A 15,705-nucleotide genomic window follows, 5' to 3' on the forward strand; every position below is an offset into this window, starting at 1 on the left:
ACCTTGCAACCAGCCGACTACAAGATAGAGAAGAATCTTCCAGAAAGGAAAGATGGAGTTACCACCTTTGGCACAGTCGAGTTGTCGAAACGCAGCTTCCAACTTTATTTTCTCAAGGAAATCCAAGACAACCTTGCCACCAGCGTAAGAAGTGGCGTTTTTTAGGGTAAATTCAGTTTTAATTTGGGAGGTATTTGTGGTAGACTTCACCTAAAGGGTGCTCCTTTCTTTGGGTGATGTTGTTCTCTCAAACACCATTCTACCAAAGATTAGGGCACTTTTTTAGCAATTTAAAGCTATGTCACTTTCGAAATTCGGGATAAAGCTAACCAAAAAAGCAACAAGTCCAAACATAAACTTTGAAACGTGAATCGTGAAAAATAGGCGAGCCGGACAAATGAATAATTCGTAAGGTATAGAGTGAATTTTGAAGGGAGGAAGATAGATGTATTGGTATCAGCAGTATAGTTATTATCCGGTTGAAGATTTTCGTCAGGTGAGCATGCCAGATATGGAACGAATGCGCCAGATCATGGAAAGACATTTTGTTGTGACAAATGAAATTCTGGGTGTTGTTCGTGACAATAACCGAATGTTGAGGGCAATCCAGGCTCACTTAACCGGTCTTCCTCCCCGGGAACCTGAAGCGCGAGATTCATCCACGGAAGAAGGTGACATTGCTAACTAAGTTAGAAGCGTTAAGATGATGTTACCCCTGTCAAGTTAGACCGTGATCAATAAGGGGTGTTACTGTGCAACCTTAGTCTGGTATTCTGCCGGGCTAAGGTTATTTAGTTTGGATTGAAATTGAACTGATTGATAGTTCCATACATCCTTCTCTGTTTCAAATGAGGTGAACATATTGCGACTTCGGAATTATTGCGATTCGTTCGGAAAGGTGGTATGATGTGTTTGAAGGAAATTCGGAATATCGGAAAGGTGGAATATACGTGTCGAAAATTGTAGGGAATATTCAATTGCAAAAGAAAAATCTTGTGAACCTTGGATTGCTCAAAAAACATCTTCCTATTGAGGAAGGAGATTTGTTTCAGGTTGAAATCGAAGAGAACGGGCGGGTGATTCTCACGCCGATGAAGACGATCCCGGCTGATCAGGTATGGTTCTGGACGAAAGAATGGCAAGAAGGGATGAGAGAAGCGCGTGAGGATTTCCAGGAAGGAAGATTTAAAACTTATGGCTCCATGGATGAATTGGTGGAAGAACTTGAGAAGGAGTCGGAATCATGAACATTGTCAGCTCCAACCGATTCGTAAAAGATTTTAAAAAACTAGATTCTAAAGAGGAACAAAAACGAATTATTCGTGCGTTGGAACTGATGGGACACGATATTCGCCACCCGTCGTTACGAGTCAAACGAATCCAAGGGACAGAATCGTTATGGGAGGCCTCTGCATCGATGGATCTTCGAATTGTGTTTGAGATGACGGAGGATGCCATCTATTTATACCGATGCGGGCATCATGACATATTGAATCGTCTGTGATTAATAAAGAGGCCATAGCTGGTCTCTTTATTGGTTATCATTGATAACTATAGTGTTCCAATTCTTCGGTTCCTATATCTGTTAGAAGGCCGATTACTTTTGGGGGGATTGTGCAACGCTGATTGAGGTACCGGAGGGCGGCCGCCAGTTCCCCGTCAGCACCGCCGTACTGCTCCATCAAGAATTTAAGGACAAAGTCTAACGCTTGGAGTTGATGCAGGAGATTGTAGTAGCGTTGATCCATCGTTCGTTGTTCACTCATTTTTCTCCCTCGCTTCGTGACGTACTACCTGACCGTCATAGGGACTATACAAAATCGGCCACAGTACGCCGTGCTTTAACGCTTCCATCAGGGAAAATTGCGGCAAATTCGGCGGTTGGAAATCCAGGAATGGAAGCGGTTTCTCACTTGTTTTGCTAAAGGATTCGACAAGTCGCAGATAAGAGTCTGGGGGGCATGGCTTGGGATCGAATCAGGATTGGAAGTGTTGGGGAATCGATAGACGAAGTGACAAAGCGAGAAAGGGAGTTACTTTCACGGCACTTTACGATGCTGCCGGGAGGGGGCCACGGCTCAATTGGAGTCGATCGACAGAAGAAACGTCACCCGGACTTCCCCAAAAAGTTCAAGGGTGACCTACTTCTTTTTATTCTGAGACAGCATCGTCGCAACCAATATCCCAAATGCAATCATCAGGGACAATGCTTCGTATACCGTCATGGCATCACCCCCTTTCAAAGGGGATTAGCCTTGGTCACCCTTGAGAGCCGATTCTATTGTACGCAGATAGTATACCAAATATTGGGCCATTGTTGGCCCTTTTATTTTTTACCGGGCCATCATATAATACCGGCCTCTTTATTTGATCATCTGCGGTAAATTCGGCGTTTGAAAACCCAACAGTAGGTTGGGGGGACAATACGTTTTCAAACACGCACGTTCCTGTGATGGGCAGATGCCCAATTTTGTAAACTATTCTGTTCTTCGCATCCTGTGCTTGCTTCCCCAACGGGACATAACATCAAGAACCTCGCGTAGGGTTTTCCCGTATTCAGTCAAAGAATATTCCACTTTTGGAGGCACTTGGATGTAGGCTTTGCGATGGATAATCCCATCCTGCTCCAATTCACGCAATTGCTCGGTTAACATTTTTTCCGTAATCTCAGGCATTTCCCGCTTTAATTCGCCGAATCGTTTGGTGCCTTCCTGCAGATGACAGAGGATCATGGGTTTCCATTTGCCTCCAATCACCTTTAATGTAGCTTCTACCGAATTCTTAAAATCTTGATCTCCCATTCACGTCAAACTCCCTAAAAGTATGTTGTAGGATACTCCCTTACGGAAAAGTATGTACTTTACCAAACGAATAATAAAATCAATAATAATCGTATCATAACTTCTATTGAGTCACTCGCAAAAAGGAGGAGCCCATGAAAATAAGAGTGTCGGCAGTCCAATACCATCTGCATACAATCCGGTCCTTTGAGGATTTTGCGAGGCAGGCGGAGCATTATGTCAAAACAGCTGAAGAATTTGGAGCGGAGTTTGTCCTGTTTCCTGAATTTTTCACAACGCAACTGATGTCGATTGGAAATGACCAGGGACATGCCTTGAGCATTGAGGACCTCCCGGATTTTACGGAGCAATACCGTTCTCTGTTTTCGAATTTTGCCAAGCAAAGAAAACTGCATATTATCGGGGGGACCCATGTCATCCGTAAAGGCGGCAATTTATATAATGTAGCCCATTTGTTCTATCCGGATGGAAGAATTGCGGAACAACCCAAGCTTCATATTACGCCAACCGAGGTTAAGGAATGGAACATGTCGCCCGGTGAAAGCCTGGAAGTGTTTGAGACGGAGAAGGGCACGATTGCCATGTTGACTTGCTATGATATTGAATTCCCTGAAATCGTCCGGATGGCAAAGGCAAAGGGAGCGGATGTCATTTTCTGTCCTTCGTGTACAGATGATCGCCATGGTTTTTACCGGGTCCGCTACACAAGCCATGCCCGGGCTGTGGAAAATCAAGTGTATGTGGTAACTACAGGTACGGTGGGGTCTTTGCCAACGGTCGATTTTATGCGGGCGAATTATGGGCAGGCGGCTGTGATTACGCCTAACGATATTCCATTCCCGCCCCGCGGGATTATGGTGGAAGGTGAAATCAATCAGGATATGGTGGTTACGGCGGACCTTGATCTCGAATTGTTATATCAGGTTCGCGAGAGCGGTTCGGTTACCACTTGGCGTGATCGACGTACCGATCTTTATACGGACTGGAAATAACAAAAGGAGACCACTTGGTATCCACAGTTAGGAGGTAGCGGAATGTATCGAAAGGAGTTATTTGTTTTCGATCGTGATCGTGATCACCCTATGCCAGCGGTCATTCGAAACTATAAGGAAGAGGATTTTGCAAGTCTGATCGGTGTTCAGCAGGAGTGCTTTCCTCCGCCTTTCCCATCTGAACTATGGTGGACAAGGGAACAGCTGCATAACCATGTCACTCTGTTTCCGGAAGGTGCCTTATGTGTCGAGATCAACGGAGAAGTTGTTGGATCCATGACGGGGCTGCTGGTGGATTTTGATCCTGATCATCCGGAACACACATGGGAAGAGATCACGGACAGAGGGTATATCCGCAACCATAACCCGAATGGAAATACGCTTTACGTTGTTGACATCAGTATACGACCTTCCTTCCGAAAATTGGGATTGGGCAAATGGGTAATGCTCTCCATGTATGAGGTGGTTGTGCACAAGAATTTGCACCGCTTGTTAGGGGGAGGCCGAATGCCCGGCTATCATAAAAAAGCTGAGGAAATGACAGCAGAACAATATCTCCAAGCAGTGGTGAAAGGCGAACTGAAGGACCCTGTCATCACTTTTCTGCTTCGCTGCGGCCGCACTCCAGTAAAAGTTGTGGCTAACTATTTGGAGGATGAAGAATCCTGCAATTACGGGACTCTTATGGAATGGAAAAATCCCTTTTATGGCTAAATCTTTCTACGGGGAGAGTGTTGAAATGGAATATCGCCGGATTACAAGTATTGACGATCCTTTGTTTAAAAAAATGCACCAATTGATGCAAGAAGTGTTTCCCCCGGAGGAAGTGTTGGAATTTGACCTTTGGAAAGAGCCTTTGGAGGATCCGGGTATCCGTGTGTTTGTTGCCGTCAAAGATGGAGATGTGGTAGGTGCCACTGAGTACCGGTATTATGAAGATTTTAATGTTGCGATGACTGATTTCACCATTATCGGAAAGCCCGGCTTGGGAATCGGTCGCTTCTTATACCAGAAGAGGCAGGACGACCTGCTCGATTTGGCTGCCAAAAACGGAAAGCAGTTATACGGCGTGTTTGCTGAAATCTATGATCCCTATAGGGTCGAAGGTTTTGAATTTGGAGGAATCATGCCGATGAATCCATTTGTTCGTCGGGAGGTCTTGTCTCATCTCGGGTATAGACGTTTGGACTTCCCTTATGTCCATCCATCATGGAACAATGACGGGGAGGCTGTCACAGGATTAGACTTCTGTTTTCTCGCTATGGACGACAACGTGGAAGCACTGCAAACAGATCTGGTGGTACAATTTCTCAAACGATATTATTCCGTTCTTTCGAACAAACCCAACTCTTGGTTTGACATGATTGAAAATCTGGAGGCAAAGGATTCCGTGCAGCTGCTGCCGATTTAAATGTTATCGGGCGTCAGACGTTAAGTCTCCGCCCGGAATGTTTTTCCCTATTGGATCTCCACTTCAAATTCCTTTACATACACCGCTGTCCCCGCAATTTCAACATGAAATTGATCGCCTGGTCGGGTGACGTGAACTTGAACTCGACCTTCCCGCCCGATCTCTTGCCCTTGTTCCACGATCAGTTGTTGTTGGAACTCATCCCTTTTTATGTACTTCGCATAGTAGGCGCCCATTACTCCCGAAGCCGTTCCGGTTACCGCATCTTCTACCGTCACGGAGAAGGGAGAGGAGAAGTGGCGACCGTGCATATCAGCTGTCGGATCAAAGGTTTCCAGACAAAAAGGGTGAACGGATGCACGGGGCATCTCGTTTAACAAGGAAGGGAACCGCTGGTTGTCGGGAACCATCTTTTTAAAGGCGTCGAGTTTCCTGATCGGAACCAGTAGGGTCCAGATTCCGGTGCTGCCGTATACAACCGGGAGGGAAAGATCCAGATCGTCCATTGTCAGGCCGATTGATTGCGCAAGGTGATCGAGTGAACCTTCGAATGGGATGAATTCTGCCGGAGTTTGTTTCATCCAAACAAGCGTCGTTTCATCTGCAGACGTCTCAATTCGGATTGGCAGGGTTCCCGCTTTTGTCTCTTGCGAGAATTCAGCAGAAGAACCATTCCCATGCAAAAAACCTCTTGTTTTTAAAGCGTACCAAGTTGCGATGGTTGCATGACCGCAGAGATTCATCTCATGTCCTGGCGTGAAAAAACGGATTCTGTAATCCCCAACTTCAGATTCCAGAACGAACGATGTTTCATTGAAACCGACCTTCCGGGCGATCTCTACCATTTGTTGATCCGTCAAATCTTCCGCCTCAAAGACAATTCCTGCCGGATTGCCTTTATTGGGAACGGTGGTGAATGCATCGTAATGATAGACTTTGATTTTTTGCATGTACAGGCCCCTTTTCCAGGAAACTGGTCTTTTTCCGATGGAATATAATAGCAACATCTTACCATAGGTACTATAAGAATAAAAGAATAGGGGATTTACCGTTGTTCGGCAAATCCCTGTCAGAATTGAGATAATCTTATGTTTAGGTTTTCCTTGGTTGAAGAGTCGCTATGATCACTCCGGCCACAATCAAGACCCCACCGGCAAAAAAGTTCCAGTCCAAATGTTCGTTGAGCAGGAGCCACCCCAAAAACGAACCGACCACCGGCTGAAAAAAGAAGAACAGAGAACCGGTCCCCGCGTCCATTAACTTCATTCCCTTATTCCACAAAAAGAAGGCACCCGCGGTGGATACAATCCCAAGATAAAGGATACCCCACCATACCAACGGACTTGAGAGGAAATCCGCAGGCTGTGTCTCAAGTTCCCACATCATCACCGGCGTGGTGAACACGATCGCAAAAAGCAGGGAGTAGGTCGTAATCGACAAAGGGGAGTACCTTTCCGATCCTTTTTTGGCAAAGACGGACAATAGCGCCCACGTAACGGCGGCAATCACCAGGGAGATGTTCCCCCAGAAATTGCTGTCGCCCTTTATACCCCAGCCGATCACCGTAACCACTCCTACGGTGGACAAGAGAAGGGAGATCAGTTTCCGGGCGGTCAACGACTCTTTTAATAACAGGCGGGCAAAAAACAGAATAAATGCCGGAGCAGCCGAGGTAATCAAGGCCCCGGTGTGTGCGTCCGAATACTTGGTTCCGACAAATTGGGTGCCTACGGATACGAAATAGCCGATAAATCCGATCCAGACAAAGAGCGGCCAATCCTTTTTCTCTACCTTATAGTGTCCCGTCACAAACAGAATTGCAGCCAACAGAAGGAAAGCAATCACATAACGCAGCCAAAGAAGAGTAAATGGGGGGATGAATTCCAGGACATACTTGCTTACTACGTACATTCCTCCCCAAATGCTTGCGGCTAACGATAAACATACGGTTCCAAAGACAGAACTTCTCATCGAAAAAATAACCTCCGTTCCAGTAGGGATCATGTGAATCCCCAAGACGGAGCATGACAATCAACTGTTCATCCCCGTCTTAGAGATGGGAATGAACTACGGGTTGATCGTTCTCAAACAAAGTGAGACACATGCCAGTTCCTCCCTTCGGTGAAATGTAAGTACGTGGAATCCGGTAGCAACATCTTACCAGATTACCCCACCTCTTGCGAATCTTTGAACAGCCACTCGATCAAAATAAGATCTCCATCTTTCAGCGGAGCTGAGAATTCGGCCTTTTCTCCGTTCAGTTCCATCCGCAAGTTTATGGCGTTTGCCGGGCGGTCACGGTCAATATGAACGTATTGAAATATATGTGAAAATACAGGAATCCATGGTTCCCGGCGAACGGTGAGAGTGGCAAACTCCGGTACCAAATCATCCGGGGCGGCGGGTTTTCCGTTAAGCTCCAACGACGGGGCCGGGCCAAACAATTGGACTCTGTTGCCGTTCACGATGACTTGAATACTCTGCCTCTCGTATTCTTCAGCATTGAGAACGTCACGAAGTCGAATTTCTGAACGTTTTTCTGAGATAATCGCAAGCTGATCACCGGGCCTCAGAGTTGAATGCAAGGGTACAGGAGTTCCGTTATTTAAAATTTTGCCGCCTTCCACACGTACGGTTCGAATTTCCCCATTTATAGTTACGGAGGCCGAATGGTCCCGAAAAGCTTCCGGTTCATAACCAAGCACAGGCAATACATCGATCAAAGCTTCCGGCAGGTGCATCGTAATTTGAGCCCGGTCCGCCAGCGGAGTGTCCGGTGTTACGATTTGCCCGTTCATGCGGATCACCGGATGAATCAGTCGTTCCTCGCCATTCACTGTGATCGTATAGGGTTGGCAGTCGGGAAGTACATCCGAAATAACTCCCTGCGCATCCATCCCGGGTTTCCCTTCCATAATCTCAATTTCGTCTCCATGCTGAACCGTATCGTCCAGATGAGCCGGTTGATTGTTCAAAAGGAGGGAAGCGGGAGTTCCGAGCGTTCCCTTTAAAGTTTTCATCAACCCGTGTACTTCCACGGTCAGCGCCATGCCGGGCCGTCCATGCAGTTTCCTGATTTCAATATCGGCAGCCAGCAGGGCATCTCCGATTGTGACTTGTCGGAATTCAAATAATCGGACCGCTTGTCCATTCACACGAACGGACACGGACGAGACCGGCGCATGAATGGCTGCCAACGCAATTCCAACCGGGGTAACGGCATCGGGACCGGACAATTTTTCATTCTTGGTCAGAAGCTGTCCGATTGCATCTGCACCACGGATTGCAACACGTTCTTTAGGAAGCCCGAGAACCTCGGCAAGTCGTTGGGGAAGAAGCGGGGTCTGTGAGCCGCCCCCTACCAACATAACGGCTTGTGGGAATTTTCCATTTAACTGGCGGATCTCATTGGCAATCCGCCGGGCCAGATCCGTTACTTCCGGATCAATCGATGCGATTACGTCACGGGAAGGCAGTTCGCTTTCAATCCCCAAAACATCGGTAAAAGAGACGCTGCCATTCAACAACAGCCGGCGTTTCACCGATTCTGCCACCGGAAAATCGAGCAGATATTTGTGCGACAAAGCCTCCGTAATTTCATCTCCTGCAAACGGAACCATGCCATAGGCCGTTACGGTTCCCTCAGCTGTTATTGCGATATCCGATGTTCCGGCTCCTATATCCACGAGGACAAGGTTTAATTTGCGCATCGAAGGAGGAATCAGTGCATTGATGGCAGCAATAGGCTCAAGGGTGAGTGCCGCCATCTCAAGCTCGGAACGCTCGAGAGCGAATTGTAAGGAGTCAATTACCACACGCGGCAGGAACGTTGCGATGATTTCCACGCTTGCGACAAGCCCCGACTGATCGATGAGTGACCCGATTGGCGAGTCGTCAAGGAGATAATGAATCACCGTATAACCGACACAATGGTAGCGGGCTGCATCCGGCATCGTAGCTTGCAGTTGGCGTTCAGCCTGCTGAACGGCGGATAGTTCCATCGCCAGGACAAGATCTTTGGTCATTCGTTCCCCGTTGGTTTCCCGCTCCACTTTGGAACGAACGGTCTTTAATGCGCGGCCGGCGGCGGCTACTGCAACCTTATGCAAGGGGCCGACTTGCTGTTCCAAGGATTGTTTCACCTTTGTAATAACGGAGGCAACTTGCACAACATCGTGGATCTGCCCGTCAAGCATCGCGCGGTTGGCGTGCTCCATTTGTTCAGTTGCAAGAATTTCGAGTCCGTTGTCTCCATAACGCCCCACAAGCCCCACTACAGAACGTGTTCCAATGTCCAGCGCAAAAATCAGGTCTCTGCCCGCCATCTTTTCTCCTCCCACAACAGCCCAACAAAGTGAAGTGAAGCTGAGAAGCTTAGTCCAAGTACTCTGTTGGGGGCACAGAAAGTCAAATTTAAGTACACTTACCGGATGGTGTAAGTAAAACCGGCATCACCCAGTCTCTTAAGAATTCGTTGGATGTGCTTCCGATCCCTTGTTTCCAGATTCACTTCGACCTCCGCTTGTCCAAGAACGATTCGTTCGCCCATCCGGTGATGATGAATGGAAATGACGTTTGATTTTTCCTCAGCGAAAATTTTGGCCATCGTAAGCAAAACGCCCGGCCGGTCCGGAACAGTAGTGACGAGCCGCAAGTAGCGGCCCGCTTCGACCAACCCCCGCTCGATAATCTTGGACAAGAGGTTCACATCCACATTGCCGCCCGATAGAAGCACCGTTACTTTCTTTCCTTTACCGGCAATTTTCTGATCGAGAACAGCAGCCAAACCTACGGCGCCTGCTCCCTCAACAACCAACTTGCTTCTTTCCATTAACAAAAGAATTGCTTTTGTGATTTGGTCGTCATCCACTGTGACGACATCGTCCACATATTGGCGCACCAGATCAAAGGTCAGGTCGCCGGGACGTTTTACCTGGATTCCGTCGGCAATGGTTTCTACATATTCCAGGGTATGGACTTGTCCGGCTCTGAGAGACGCCAGCATACTCGCAGCTCCCGACGCCTCCACACCGATCACTTGGATGTCCGGTTTCAGCAGTTTGGCCGCCATAGCAACCCCGGCTGCGAGCCCGCCGCCCCCGATCGGGGTTACGATCACATCCACATCAGGCAATTGTTCCATAATTTCCAAGGAAATTGTGCCTTGACCCGCAATCACGGCAGCATCGTTGAAGGCGTGAACGAATGTCATCCCGTTGGCTTCCTGAAGCTGCAGGGCGTATTGATAGGCAGCATCATAATTGGGACCGTGCAAAACGACTTTTGCCCCATAACCGGTTGTGGCTTCTACCTTGGTGAGGGGAGCTCCTTCCGGCATCACAATCGTGCATGGAATTCCCATCCGCTTCGCGCCATAGGCCACCCCTTGGGCATGATTTCCCGCCGATGCGGCAATCACTCCCCGTTTTCGTTCCTCGGGTGAAAGAGTGGCGATTTTATTGTAAGCTCCGCGAATTTTGAAGGAGCCCGTTTTTTGCAAATTCTCCATTTTCAAAAATACTTCGTTGTCAGACAGCTGGCTAAACGTGCTGGAACGTTCAAGAGAAGTTGTATGGATAACGCTTGCGAGATTCTGTCTGGCGGTCTGAAAATCCTTTAGTGTAAGCATGTTGAACCTCCTGGTTGGTTGGGCGATAGGCAGTTGCCTTTTTAACAAAAAGGTGATTGTCTGAAAACACGAATTTGTGGTACGATACGTTCAATATACCAAAAACATTCGGTTGTCGGGAGAGTGGGAGATAATGACTGATACTATTCTAAAACATGTACGTCCATCGCTGCATGATTTGAAGCCGTATATTCCCGGAAAACCGATTGCGGATGTGCAAAGAGAATTAGGGATTGACAACATCATCAAGCTCGCTTCGAATGAGAATCCGGCAGGTCCGTCAAAAAGGGCACAGGAGGCGATTCAGCAATCGCTGTTCGACCTGCATCGTTACCCGGACGGAGGGCAGGTCGTTTTAAAAAGCGAGCTGGCCGCGTATCATAATGTATCCGAGGATATGTTGTTGATCGGAAACGGATCGGATGAAGTAATTTCGTTTTTCTGCACTACTTTTCTGGAACCAGGCGATGAAATTGTAGTCCCGAGCCCCTCTTTTTCGGAATACAAATTTGCATCTACATTAATGGCCGGCAGAACAGTTGAGGTTCCTTTGGGTGAAGGATTCGAGTACGATTTGAACGATTTTGCCAACGCGGTTACGGATCGGACACGAATTGTATTCCTTTGTTCCCCGAACAATCCAACCGGCACTTATATCCGTCAGTCCGACCTGGAGGCTTTCCTGCAGCGGATTTCTCCTGAGATTCTGGTTGTGATTGACGAAGCTTACAATGAATATGTCGAAGCACCCGACTACGCCCAAGGACTCGATCTTTTGAAGAAAGGGTACAATGTGGCGGTCATGCGTACATTCTCCAAGCTGTTTGGCTTGGCAGCTTTGCGGGTTGGCTATACCATAACGAAACCGGAGATCGTGAACTACGTGAACCGGGTTCGCGAGCCGTTTAACGTGAATCATTTGGCACAGGTGGCTGCTGTTGCCGCGCTGCATGATGAAGAGCATATCGAGGTAAGCCGCAAGGTGAATTCCGAAGGGAAACAAGCGCTTTATGAAGGGTTTCGCCGGTTGGGCATGAAGTACATACCGACGGAAACCAATTTTATCCTTGTGGATACCGGTGTTGACTCCAAGGAGCTCTTTCAGGCTCTCTTGAGGAAAGGAGTTATCATCCGGGATGGCGGTTTCTTCGGACTCCCAACCTGGATTCGGGTAACCATCGGGCTGCCGGAGGAAAACACTCGATTCTTAGCGGCATTGGAAGAATCGGTAAAAGAGATGAAACTTGAAGTAAAGTAAGGATGGAGGAGAAACCATGGGGAAAGAGAGATTAGCGGAACTTCGTTCCCAACTGGATGAAATTAACATTGAGATTTTGGAACTGTTGTCCCGCCGGGCTGAACTGGTACAAGAGATTGGTGAACTCAAGAAAGCAAAAGGAACTGACCGATTTGACCCGATTCGGGAGAAAGAAATGCTCGACAAGTTGGTTGCGGCAAATCCGGGGCCTTTTGACGACAATACGGTTCGTCATTTGTTCAAACAGATTTTCCAAGCATCTCTTGGCTTGATGGAAGAAGAAAAGAAGGTACTGCTTGTGTCCCGGAAAAAGCGAATGGAAGACACAGTGGTTGAAGTTAACGGCCTCCGAATCGGTGCAGGCCAGCCTGTAATCATTGCAGGTCCCTGCTCGGTGGAAACACCGGAACAGATGGATACGGTGGCAGCAGGTTTGCAACCGCATGGGATTCAGCTGCTTCGGGGCGGTGCCTATAAACCGAGAACTTCTCCTTACGACTTCCAGGGTCTTGGCAAAAAAGGTCTGGAACTGATCCGGAAAACGGCTGATAAATACGGAATGTCCGTGATTTCCGAAATCGTATCCCCGTCCGATATCGAGATGGCTCTCGACTACGTCGACGTCATTCAGATCGGTGCCAGAAACATGCAAAACTTTGAACTTCTGAAAGAAGCGGGCAACGTCCGCAAGCCTGTGCTTTTGAAGCGGGGTCTTTCCGCTACTATTGAAGAATTGCTCTTCGCTGCCGAATATATCGTATCCCGCGGAAATGATCAGGTCATTCTTTGTGAGCGGGGCATTCGGACTTATGAGAAAGCAACCCGGAACACACTTGATATTTCGGCGGTTCCGATTCTTAAACAGGAAAGCCACTTGCCGGTGATCGTGGATATTACCCATTCTACCGGACGAAAAGATATTATGTTCCCGATTGCTAAAGCCGCACTTGCTGTTGGCGCAGACGGATTGATCGTGGAAGTTCATCCGGAGCCCAGCGTGGCGCTGTCGGACGCGAAGCAGCAGATGGATTTGCCGCAGTTTGAAAAGTTCATGGAGGGGCTGCGCACGAGCGGGTATCTTCCGAAAGAAAATTTGATTCCGGTAAAGTAAATAGCTGTAAAAGGAGAGCCGGTCACAAACCGGCTCTGAACATTTTTCACACTTGTCTTGCCATGTTCGTGGGGACTCATAAAAATAGCCCCTGTAGAGAGGGGAGGAGTGAAGATGAAAGGGTGGCATTGGCTGCTTTTGGCAGCTGCGGTTGGGATTTTTATTGCAGAGCAGTTGATTTCAGCATCCCCCAATCAGGCGGGCCGTTATCTTCTGTTTCATTACATACTCGAAATCGCGTACTTCATTGTTTTGCTGATACTTGGCACCGCAATCGGCCGTCTGGTTCAACAACGTTTGCGCAAACGACAGGATAAGGCAGAATATGTGAAGAGCATCCGAACCTATCGTTTTCTTGCGTTTTTATTTGTGGTGGCTGCCGGCTTGTATATGATGACCGGCTGGATACCTGGATGGATCGGGAAGCACGTGATCTTTATCGGGGGGTATTACTACGGATTGTCCCGATTAAGAGAGCAGGAGTAATTAAGTGGAGTTTCTTGTATAGGAAAAAAAGGTGAACACCGAAGGGTTCACCTTTTCATCGAGCAGCAAACACGTGGTTCCCGATTCGTTTAATCACGCGGAGAGTACGAATCCATTGATCTGTTGCAATCGTGGGATTGTAGAAATAGAGTGCACCAGGTACCGGATTTTCTCCTTCCAGTACACGCTTTGCTGCTTCCATCGCCGAAGGAACCGGTTCTTGTTCAATGGTTCCATAGCGTACCGGGTCGAACTGCCCCTTTGCGAAAATCACGTCCTTAATGGTTTTCGGAAAGCGCGGATCATTTACCCGGTTGAGGACAACTGCCCCTACTGCAATTTGGCCTTCTAAACTTTCTCCTTTAGCTTCAGAAGAAATCTCTTTGGCCAACCAAAACAGATCTTCCTGCGAATAGGAAGGCTTTGGCGGTTCTGCCTTTCTGGCCGGAGCTTGTCCGCTTCGTGAAGCTAGTATCTCGGCGGACTGAATGTCTTCTTGAGCTTTCTCTTCCGTTTCTTTGACATTCTCGGATGCGGGCTGTTCGGTAACTGAAGCGGCCATGTTCACAGTCGAAGATGTCTCTTTCCACGGCAGAGAGAGGATGACGCGTTCCCTTTGAACACTGGCTTGACTTGGTGTCAAAACCGGGTTCAAGGTGATGGTGAGGGCGATAAGTACCGTCATCACCAGCGTCATCGCTGATGTGTTTTCCCTCATTGAATTCCCCTTTCCACATCCCCAGCAACTGCGTTCGCAGTTGAGGTGATGTCACTTTTTGCGTTCCCCCCCAGGAAGCAAAAAGTAGTGTTTTCGGTAAAACCATTCCGCGTGACCGGAGTCCTACGACACCTTTACCAAAATAAACTAAAATAAACCTCTTGTCAAATTGACAAGAGGAAAAGTTAAATACACGCATAATATTAAGGGTTGAAGAAGTTTAAAATCATTCCACTCTTAATCTTGAACCGCGATATGATCGGCTCCAAAGTCACTGAAAATTTTTTTTACATTTTCTGCGTCATGTTCTGAAACTTCCGCTGATACAAGGAACTTTCCCGATTCTATAGCTTCCGTGAGTGTTTTGGCAGAAGTTGGATTGACTCCGATATCGATCAACCCTCCCAAAATACCTCCAGACATTCCCCCATATAGCAGACCGAAAAGAGGTCCCCACCCAGCCATTAAGGGAGTTCCACCTGGGAGAGCAATCGATCCTCCAACAAAGGCCAGGCCAATGGCCCCCCCTATAGCTGCACCAATCAAACCTCCGTCGACAGGCAAATCCGTTTTTGGCGTTTCATTTTTGGGAGAGAACTGTTCAGGTTTGGTAATGAGAGATATTTTTTCTTTTGGGATCTGATTCTGAAGCGCTTGGATCAGTCCTTCCGCTGTTTCCTGTTTCTCGAAAGATCCAATAACATGTTTCAAGACCGTCACCTCACTTTAATGTATCCAGGTACAGTTTCAAAGCCCTGATTTGATCATCGTTTAGACCCAGTGAGGGGGGAGCTGGCATCCCCCGTTGCGGCCTGCCGTTGTGAAGAACATTCTCCAATTCTTGATCCCCCAAACGGTCTTTGACTCCCGCCAATCCAGGGCCTACAAGCCTTTGCGTGGTAACCGCATGGCATCCGGCACAACTGGTGTTAAAGATTTCTTTTCCGGCTTCTGCCGTGACTTCCACCGGGGTTACTGCGTCTGTTCTGTCATTGATTGTGGTGGCCGTGATTGCGTAATAGGCTGCCCATCCTGCCAAAATCACATAGATGGACTTTAGAAACTTCGGAACCCTCGTGTGTTTCACTTTAATTCCTGATACTGTATCGTAGTGTTTTGAGGGGCGGTTTTCATCGTGAGCCATCAGTAGCCCTCCCGCTCATCATCTTGAAGAATTCTGTATTTAATTTCTTCAACATTCTCAAATTGACCGTTTTTTTTCGCCCAGAAAAAGACGAGACCGGCGCTGGCTGTTAAGGAAAGCATCACGAGGAGCAATGTCCATCCTTGTATGGTCAT

At 47.9% G+C, this 15,705-nt stretch carries 20 protein-coding genes and 2 pseudogenes; 9 read left to right on the forward strand and 13 right to left on the reverse strand.

What is annotated here, in order from left to right:
* Positions 1-210, reverse strand: a pseudogene (locus ACFO8Q_RS23895) (IS1380 family transposase); the annotation flags it as partial.
* A 235-nt stretch (positions 211-445) separates the two neighbouring features.
* Between ACFO8Q_RS23895 and ACFO8Q_RS21015 the strand changes: the two are divergent.
* The 3 genes from ACFO8Q_RS21015 to ACFO8Q_RS21025 all read left to right on the forward strand — a co-directional run bounded on the left by ACFO8Q_RS21015 (position 446) and on the right by ACFO8Q_RS21025 (position 1,504).
* Positions 446-688, forward strand: a complete 243-nt coding sequence (locus ACFO8Q_RS21015) for a hypothetical protein (RefSeq protein ID WP_380028767.1) — start codon at positions 446-448, stop codon at positions 686-688.
* A 262-nt stretch (positions 689-950) separates the two neighbouring features.
* Positions 951-1,247 (forward strand): hypothetical protein, encoded by a 297-nt coding sequence (locus ACFO8Q_RS21020; RefSeq protein WP_380028769.1) that lies wholly within the window; start codon positions 951-953, stop codon positions 1,245-1,247.
* A complete protein-coding gene (locus ACFO8Q_RS21025) occupies positions 1,244-1,504 on the forward strand; it encodes a type II toxin-antitoxin system RelE/ParE family toxin (protein WP_380028771.1) in 261 nt (86 codons plus the stop codon). The genes ACFO8Q_RS21020 and ACFO8Q_RS21025 overlap by 4 nt, the downstream gene beginning before the upstream one ends.
* Before the next feature lie 52 nt (positions 1,505-1,556).
* Here ACFO8Q_RS21025 and ACFO8Q_RS21030 read toward each other — a convergent pair.
* From ACFO8Q_RS21030 to ACFO8Q_RS21045, 4 genes and pseudogenes are all read right to left on the reverse strand, one after another.
* Positions 1,557-1,691, reverse strand: a pseudogene (locus ACFO8Q_RS21030) (manganese catalase family protein); the annotation flags it as partial.
* A gap of 67 nt (positions 1,692-1,758) precedes the next feature.
* On the reverse strand, positions 1,759-1,944 hold the full coding sequence (locus tag ACFO8Q_RS21035; protein WP_380028886.1) for a spore coat associated protein CotJA: 186 nt from the start codon (positions 1,942-1,944) through the stop codon (positions 1,759-1,761).
* Positions 1,945-2,141: 197 nt separating this feature from the next.
* Positions 2,142-2,225 carry a putative holin-like toxin gene (locus ACFO8Q_RS21040; protein WP_380028888.1) on the reverse strand — a complete coding sequence of 28 codons (84 nt, stop codon included), beginning with the start codon at positions 2,223-2,225 and terminating at the stop codon, positions 2,142-2,144.
* 252 nt (positions 2,226-2,477) lie between these two features.
* Complete coding sequence (locus ACFO8Q_RS21045; RefSeq protein WP_380028774.1) at positions 2,478-2,801, reverse strand: winged helix-turn-helix transcriptional regulator; 324 nt, start codon at positions 2,799-2,801, stop codon at positions 2,478-2,480.
* Positions 2,802-2,935: 134 nt separating this feature from the next.
* On the opposite strand from ACFO8Q_RS21045, the gene ACFO8Q_RS21050 reads away from it, so the two are divergent.
* The 3 genes from ACFO8Q_RS21050 to ACFO8Q_RS21060 are packed head-to-tail and all read left to right on the forward strand — an operon-like array spanning position 2,936 to position 5,204.
* Positions 2,936-3,793, forward strand: a complete 858-nt coding sequence (locus ACFO8Q_RS21050) for a carbon-nitrogen hydrolase family protein (protein WP_380028777.1) — start codon at positions 2,936-2,938, stop codon at positions 3,791-3,793.
* 42 nt (positions 3,794-3,835) lie between these two features.
* Positions 3,836-4,507, forward strand: a complete 672-nt coding sequence (locus tag ACFO8Q_RS21055) for a GNAT family N-acetyltransferase (RefSeq protein ID WP_380028780.1) — start codon at positions 3,836-3,838, stop codon at positions 4,505-4,507.
* Between the two features lie 25 nt (positions 4,508-4,532).
* A complete protein-coding gene (locus ACFO8Q_RS21060) occupies positions 4,533-5,204 on the forward strand; it encodes a GNAT family N-acetyltransferase (protein ID WP_380028782.1) in 672 nt (223 codons plus the stop codon).
* Between the two features lie 47 nt (positions 5,205-5,251).
* Here the strand turns inward: ACFO8Q_RS21060 and ACFO8Q_RS21065 are convergent, their stop codons facing one another.
* The 4 genes from ACFO8Q_RS21065 to ilvA all read right to left on the reverse strand — a co-directional run bounded on the left by ACFO8Q_RS21065 (position 5,252) and on the right by ilvA (position 10,833).
* Entirely contained in the window at positions 5,252-6,154 is a 903-nt protein-coding gene (locus tag ACFO8Q_RS21065; RefSeq protein WP_380028784.1) for a PhzF family phenazine biosynthesis protein, read from the reverse strand.
* A gap of 142 nt (positions 6,155-6,296) precedes the next feature.
* Positions 6,297-7,175 (reverse strand): DMT family transporter, encoded by an 879-nt coding sequence (locus ACFO8Q_RS21070; RefSeq protein WP_380028786.1) that lies wholly within the window; start codon positions 7,173-7,175, stop codon positions 6,297-6,299.
* 194 nt (positions 7,176-7,369) lie between these two features.
* Positions 7,370-9,529 (reverse strand): cell division protein FtsA, encoded by a 2,160-nt coding sequence (locus ACFO8Q_RS21075; RefSeq protein ID WP_380028788.1) that lies wholly within the window; start codon positions 9,527-9,529, stop codon positions 7,370-7,372.
* A gap of 98 nt (positions 9,530-9,627) precedes the next feature.
* Positions 9,628-10,833 carry a threonine ammonia-lyase gene (gene ilvA, locus ACFO8Q_RS21080; protein ID WP_380028790.1) on the reverse strand — a complete coding sequence of 402 codons (1,206 nt, stop codon included), beginning with the start codon at positions 10,831-10,833 and terminating at the stop codon, positions 9,628-9,630.
* A 133-nt stretch (positions 10,834-10,966) separates the two neighbouring features.
* Between ilvA and hisC the strand changes: the two genes are divergently transcribed.
* The 3 genes from hisC (at position 10,967) to ACFO8Q_RS21095 (ending at position 13,688) form a co-directional block, all read left to right on the forward strand.
* The gene (gene hisC / locus ACFO8Q_RS21085) at positions 10,967-12,091 is read left to right on the forward strand and encodes a histidinol-phosphate transaminase (RefSeq protein ID WP_380028792.1); all 1,125 of its coding nucleotides are present in this window, start codon (positions 10,967-10,969) and stop codon (positions 12,089-12,091) included.
* 16 nt (positions 12,092-12,107) lie between these two features.
* Positions 12,108-13,202 carry a bifunctional 3-deoxy-7-phosphoheptulonate synthase/chorismate mutase gene (locus ACFO8Q_RS21090; protein ID WP_380028794.1) on the forward strand — a complete coding sequence of 365 codons (1,095 nt, stop codon included), beginning with the start codon at positions 12,108-12,110 and terminating at the stop codon, positions 13,200-13,202.
* A gap of 114 nt (positions 13,203-13,316) precedes the next feature.
* Positions 13,317-13,688, forward strand: coding sequence for a hypothetical protein (locus tag ACFO8Q_RS21095; RefSeq protein WP_380028797.1), 372 nt, complete (start codon positions 13,317-13,319; stop codon positions 13,686-13,688).
* 55 nt (positions 13,689-13,743) lie between these two features.
* Here the strand turns inward: ACFO8Q_RS21095 and ACFO8Q_RS21100 are convergent, their stop codons facing one another.
* The 4 genes from ACFO8Q_RS21100 to ccoS form a co-directional block, all read right to left on the reverse strand.
* Positions 13,744-14,406, reverse strand: coding sequence for a cell wall hydrolase (locus ACFO8Q_RS21100; RefSeq protein WP_380028799.1), 663 nt, complete (start codon positions 14,404-14,406; stop codon positions 13,744-13,746).
* Between the two features lie 237 nt (positions 14,407-14,643).
* Positions 14,644-15,117 carry a hypothetical protein gene (locus ACFO8Q_RS21105; RefSeq protein WP_380028801.1) on the reverse strand — a complete coding sequence of 158 codons (474 nt, stop codon included), beginning with the start codon at positions 15,115-15,117 and terminating at the stop codon, positions 14,644-14,646.
* 10 nt (positions 15,118-15,127) lie between these two features.
* Entirely contained in the window at positions 15,128-15,550 is a 423-nt protein-coding gene (locus tag ACFO8Q_RS21110; protein WP_380028803.1) for a c-type cytochrome, read from the reverse strand.
* Positions 15,550-15,705, reverse strand: coding sequence for a cbb3-type cytochrome oxidase assembly protein CcoS (ccoS, locus tag ACFO8Q_RS21115; protein WP_380028806.1), 156 nt, complete (start codon positions 15,703-15,705; stop codon positions 15,550-15,552). Before ccoS ends, ACFO8Q_RS21110 begins: the two co-directional genes overlap by 1 nt.

Source organism: Effusibacillus consociatus, from assembly GCF_042652925.1.
GTDB classification, from domain to species: Bacteria; Bacillota; Bacilli; order Tumebacillales; family Effusibacillaceae; genus Effusibacillus; species Effusibacillus consociatus.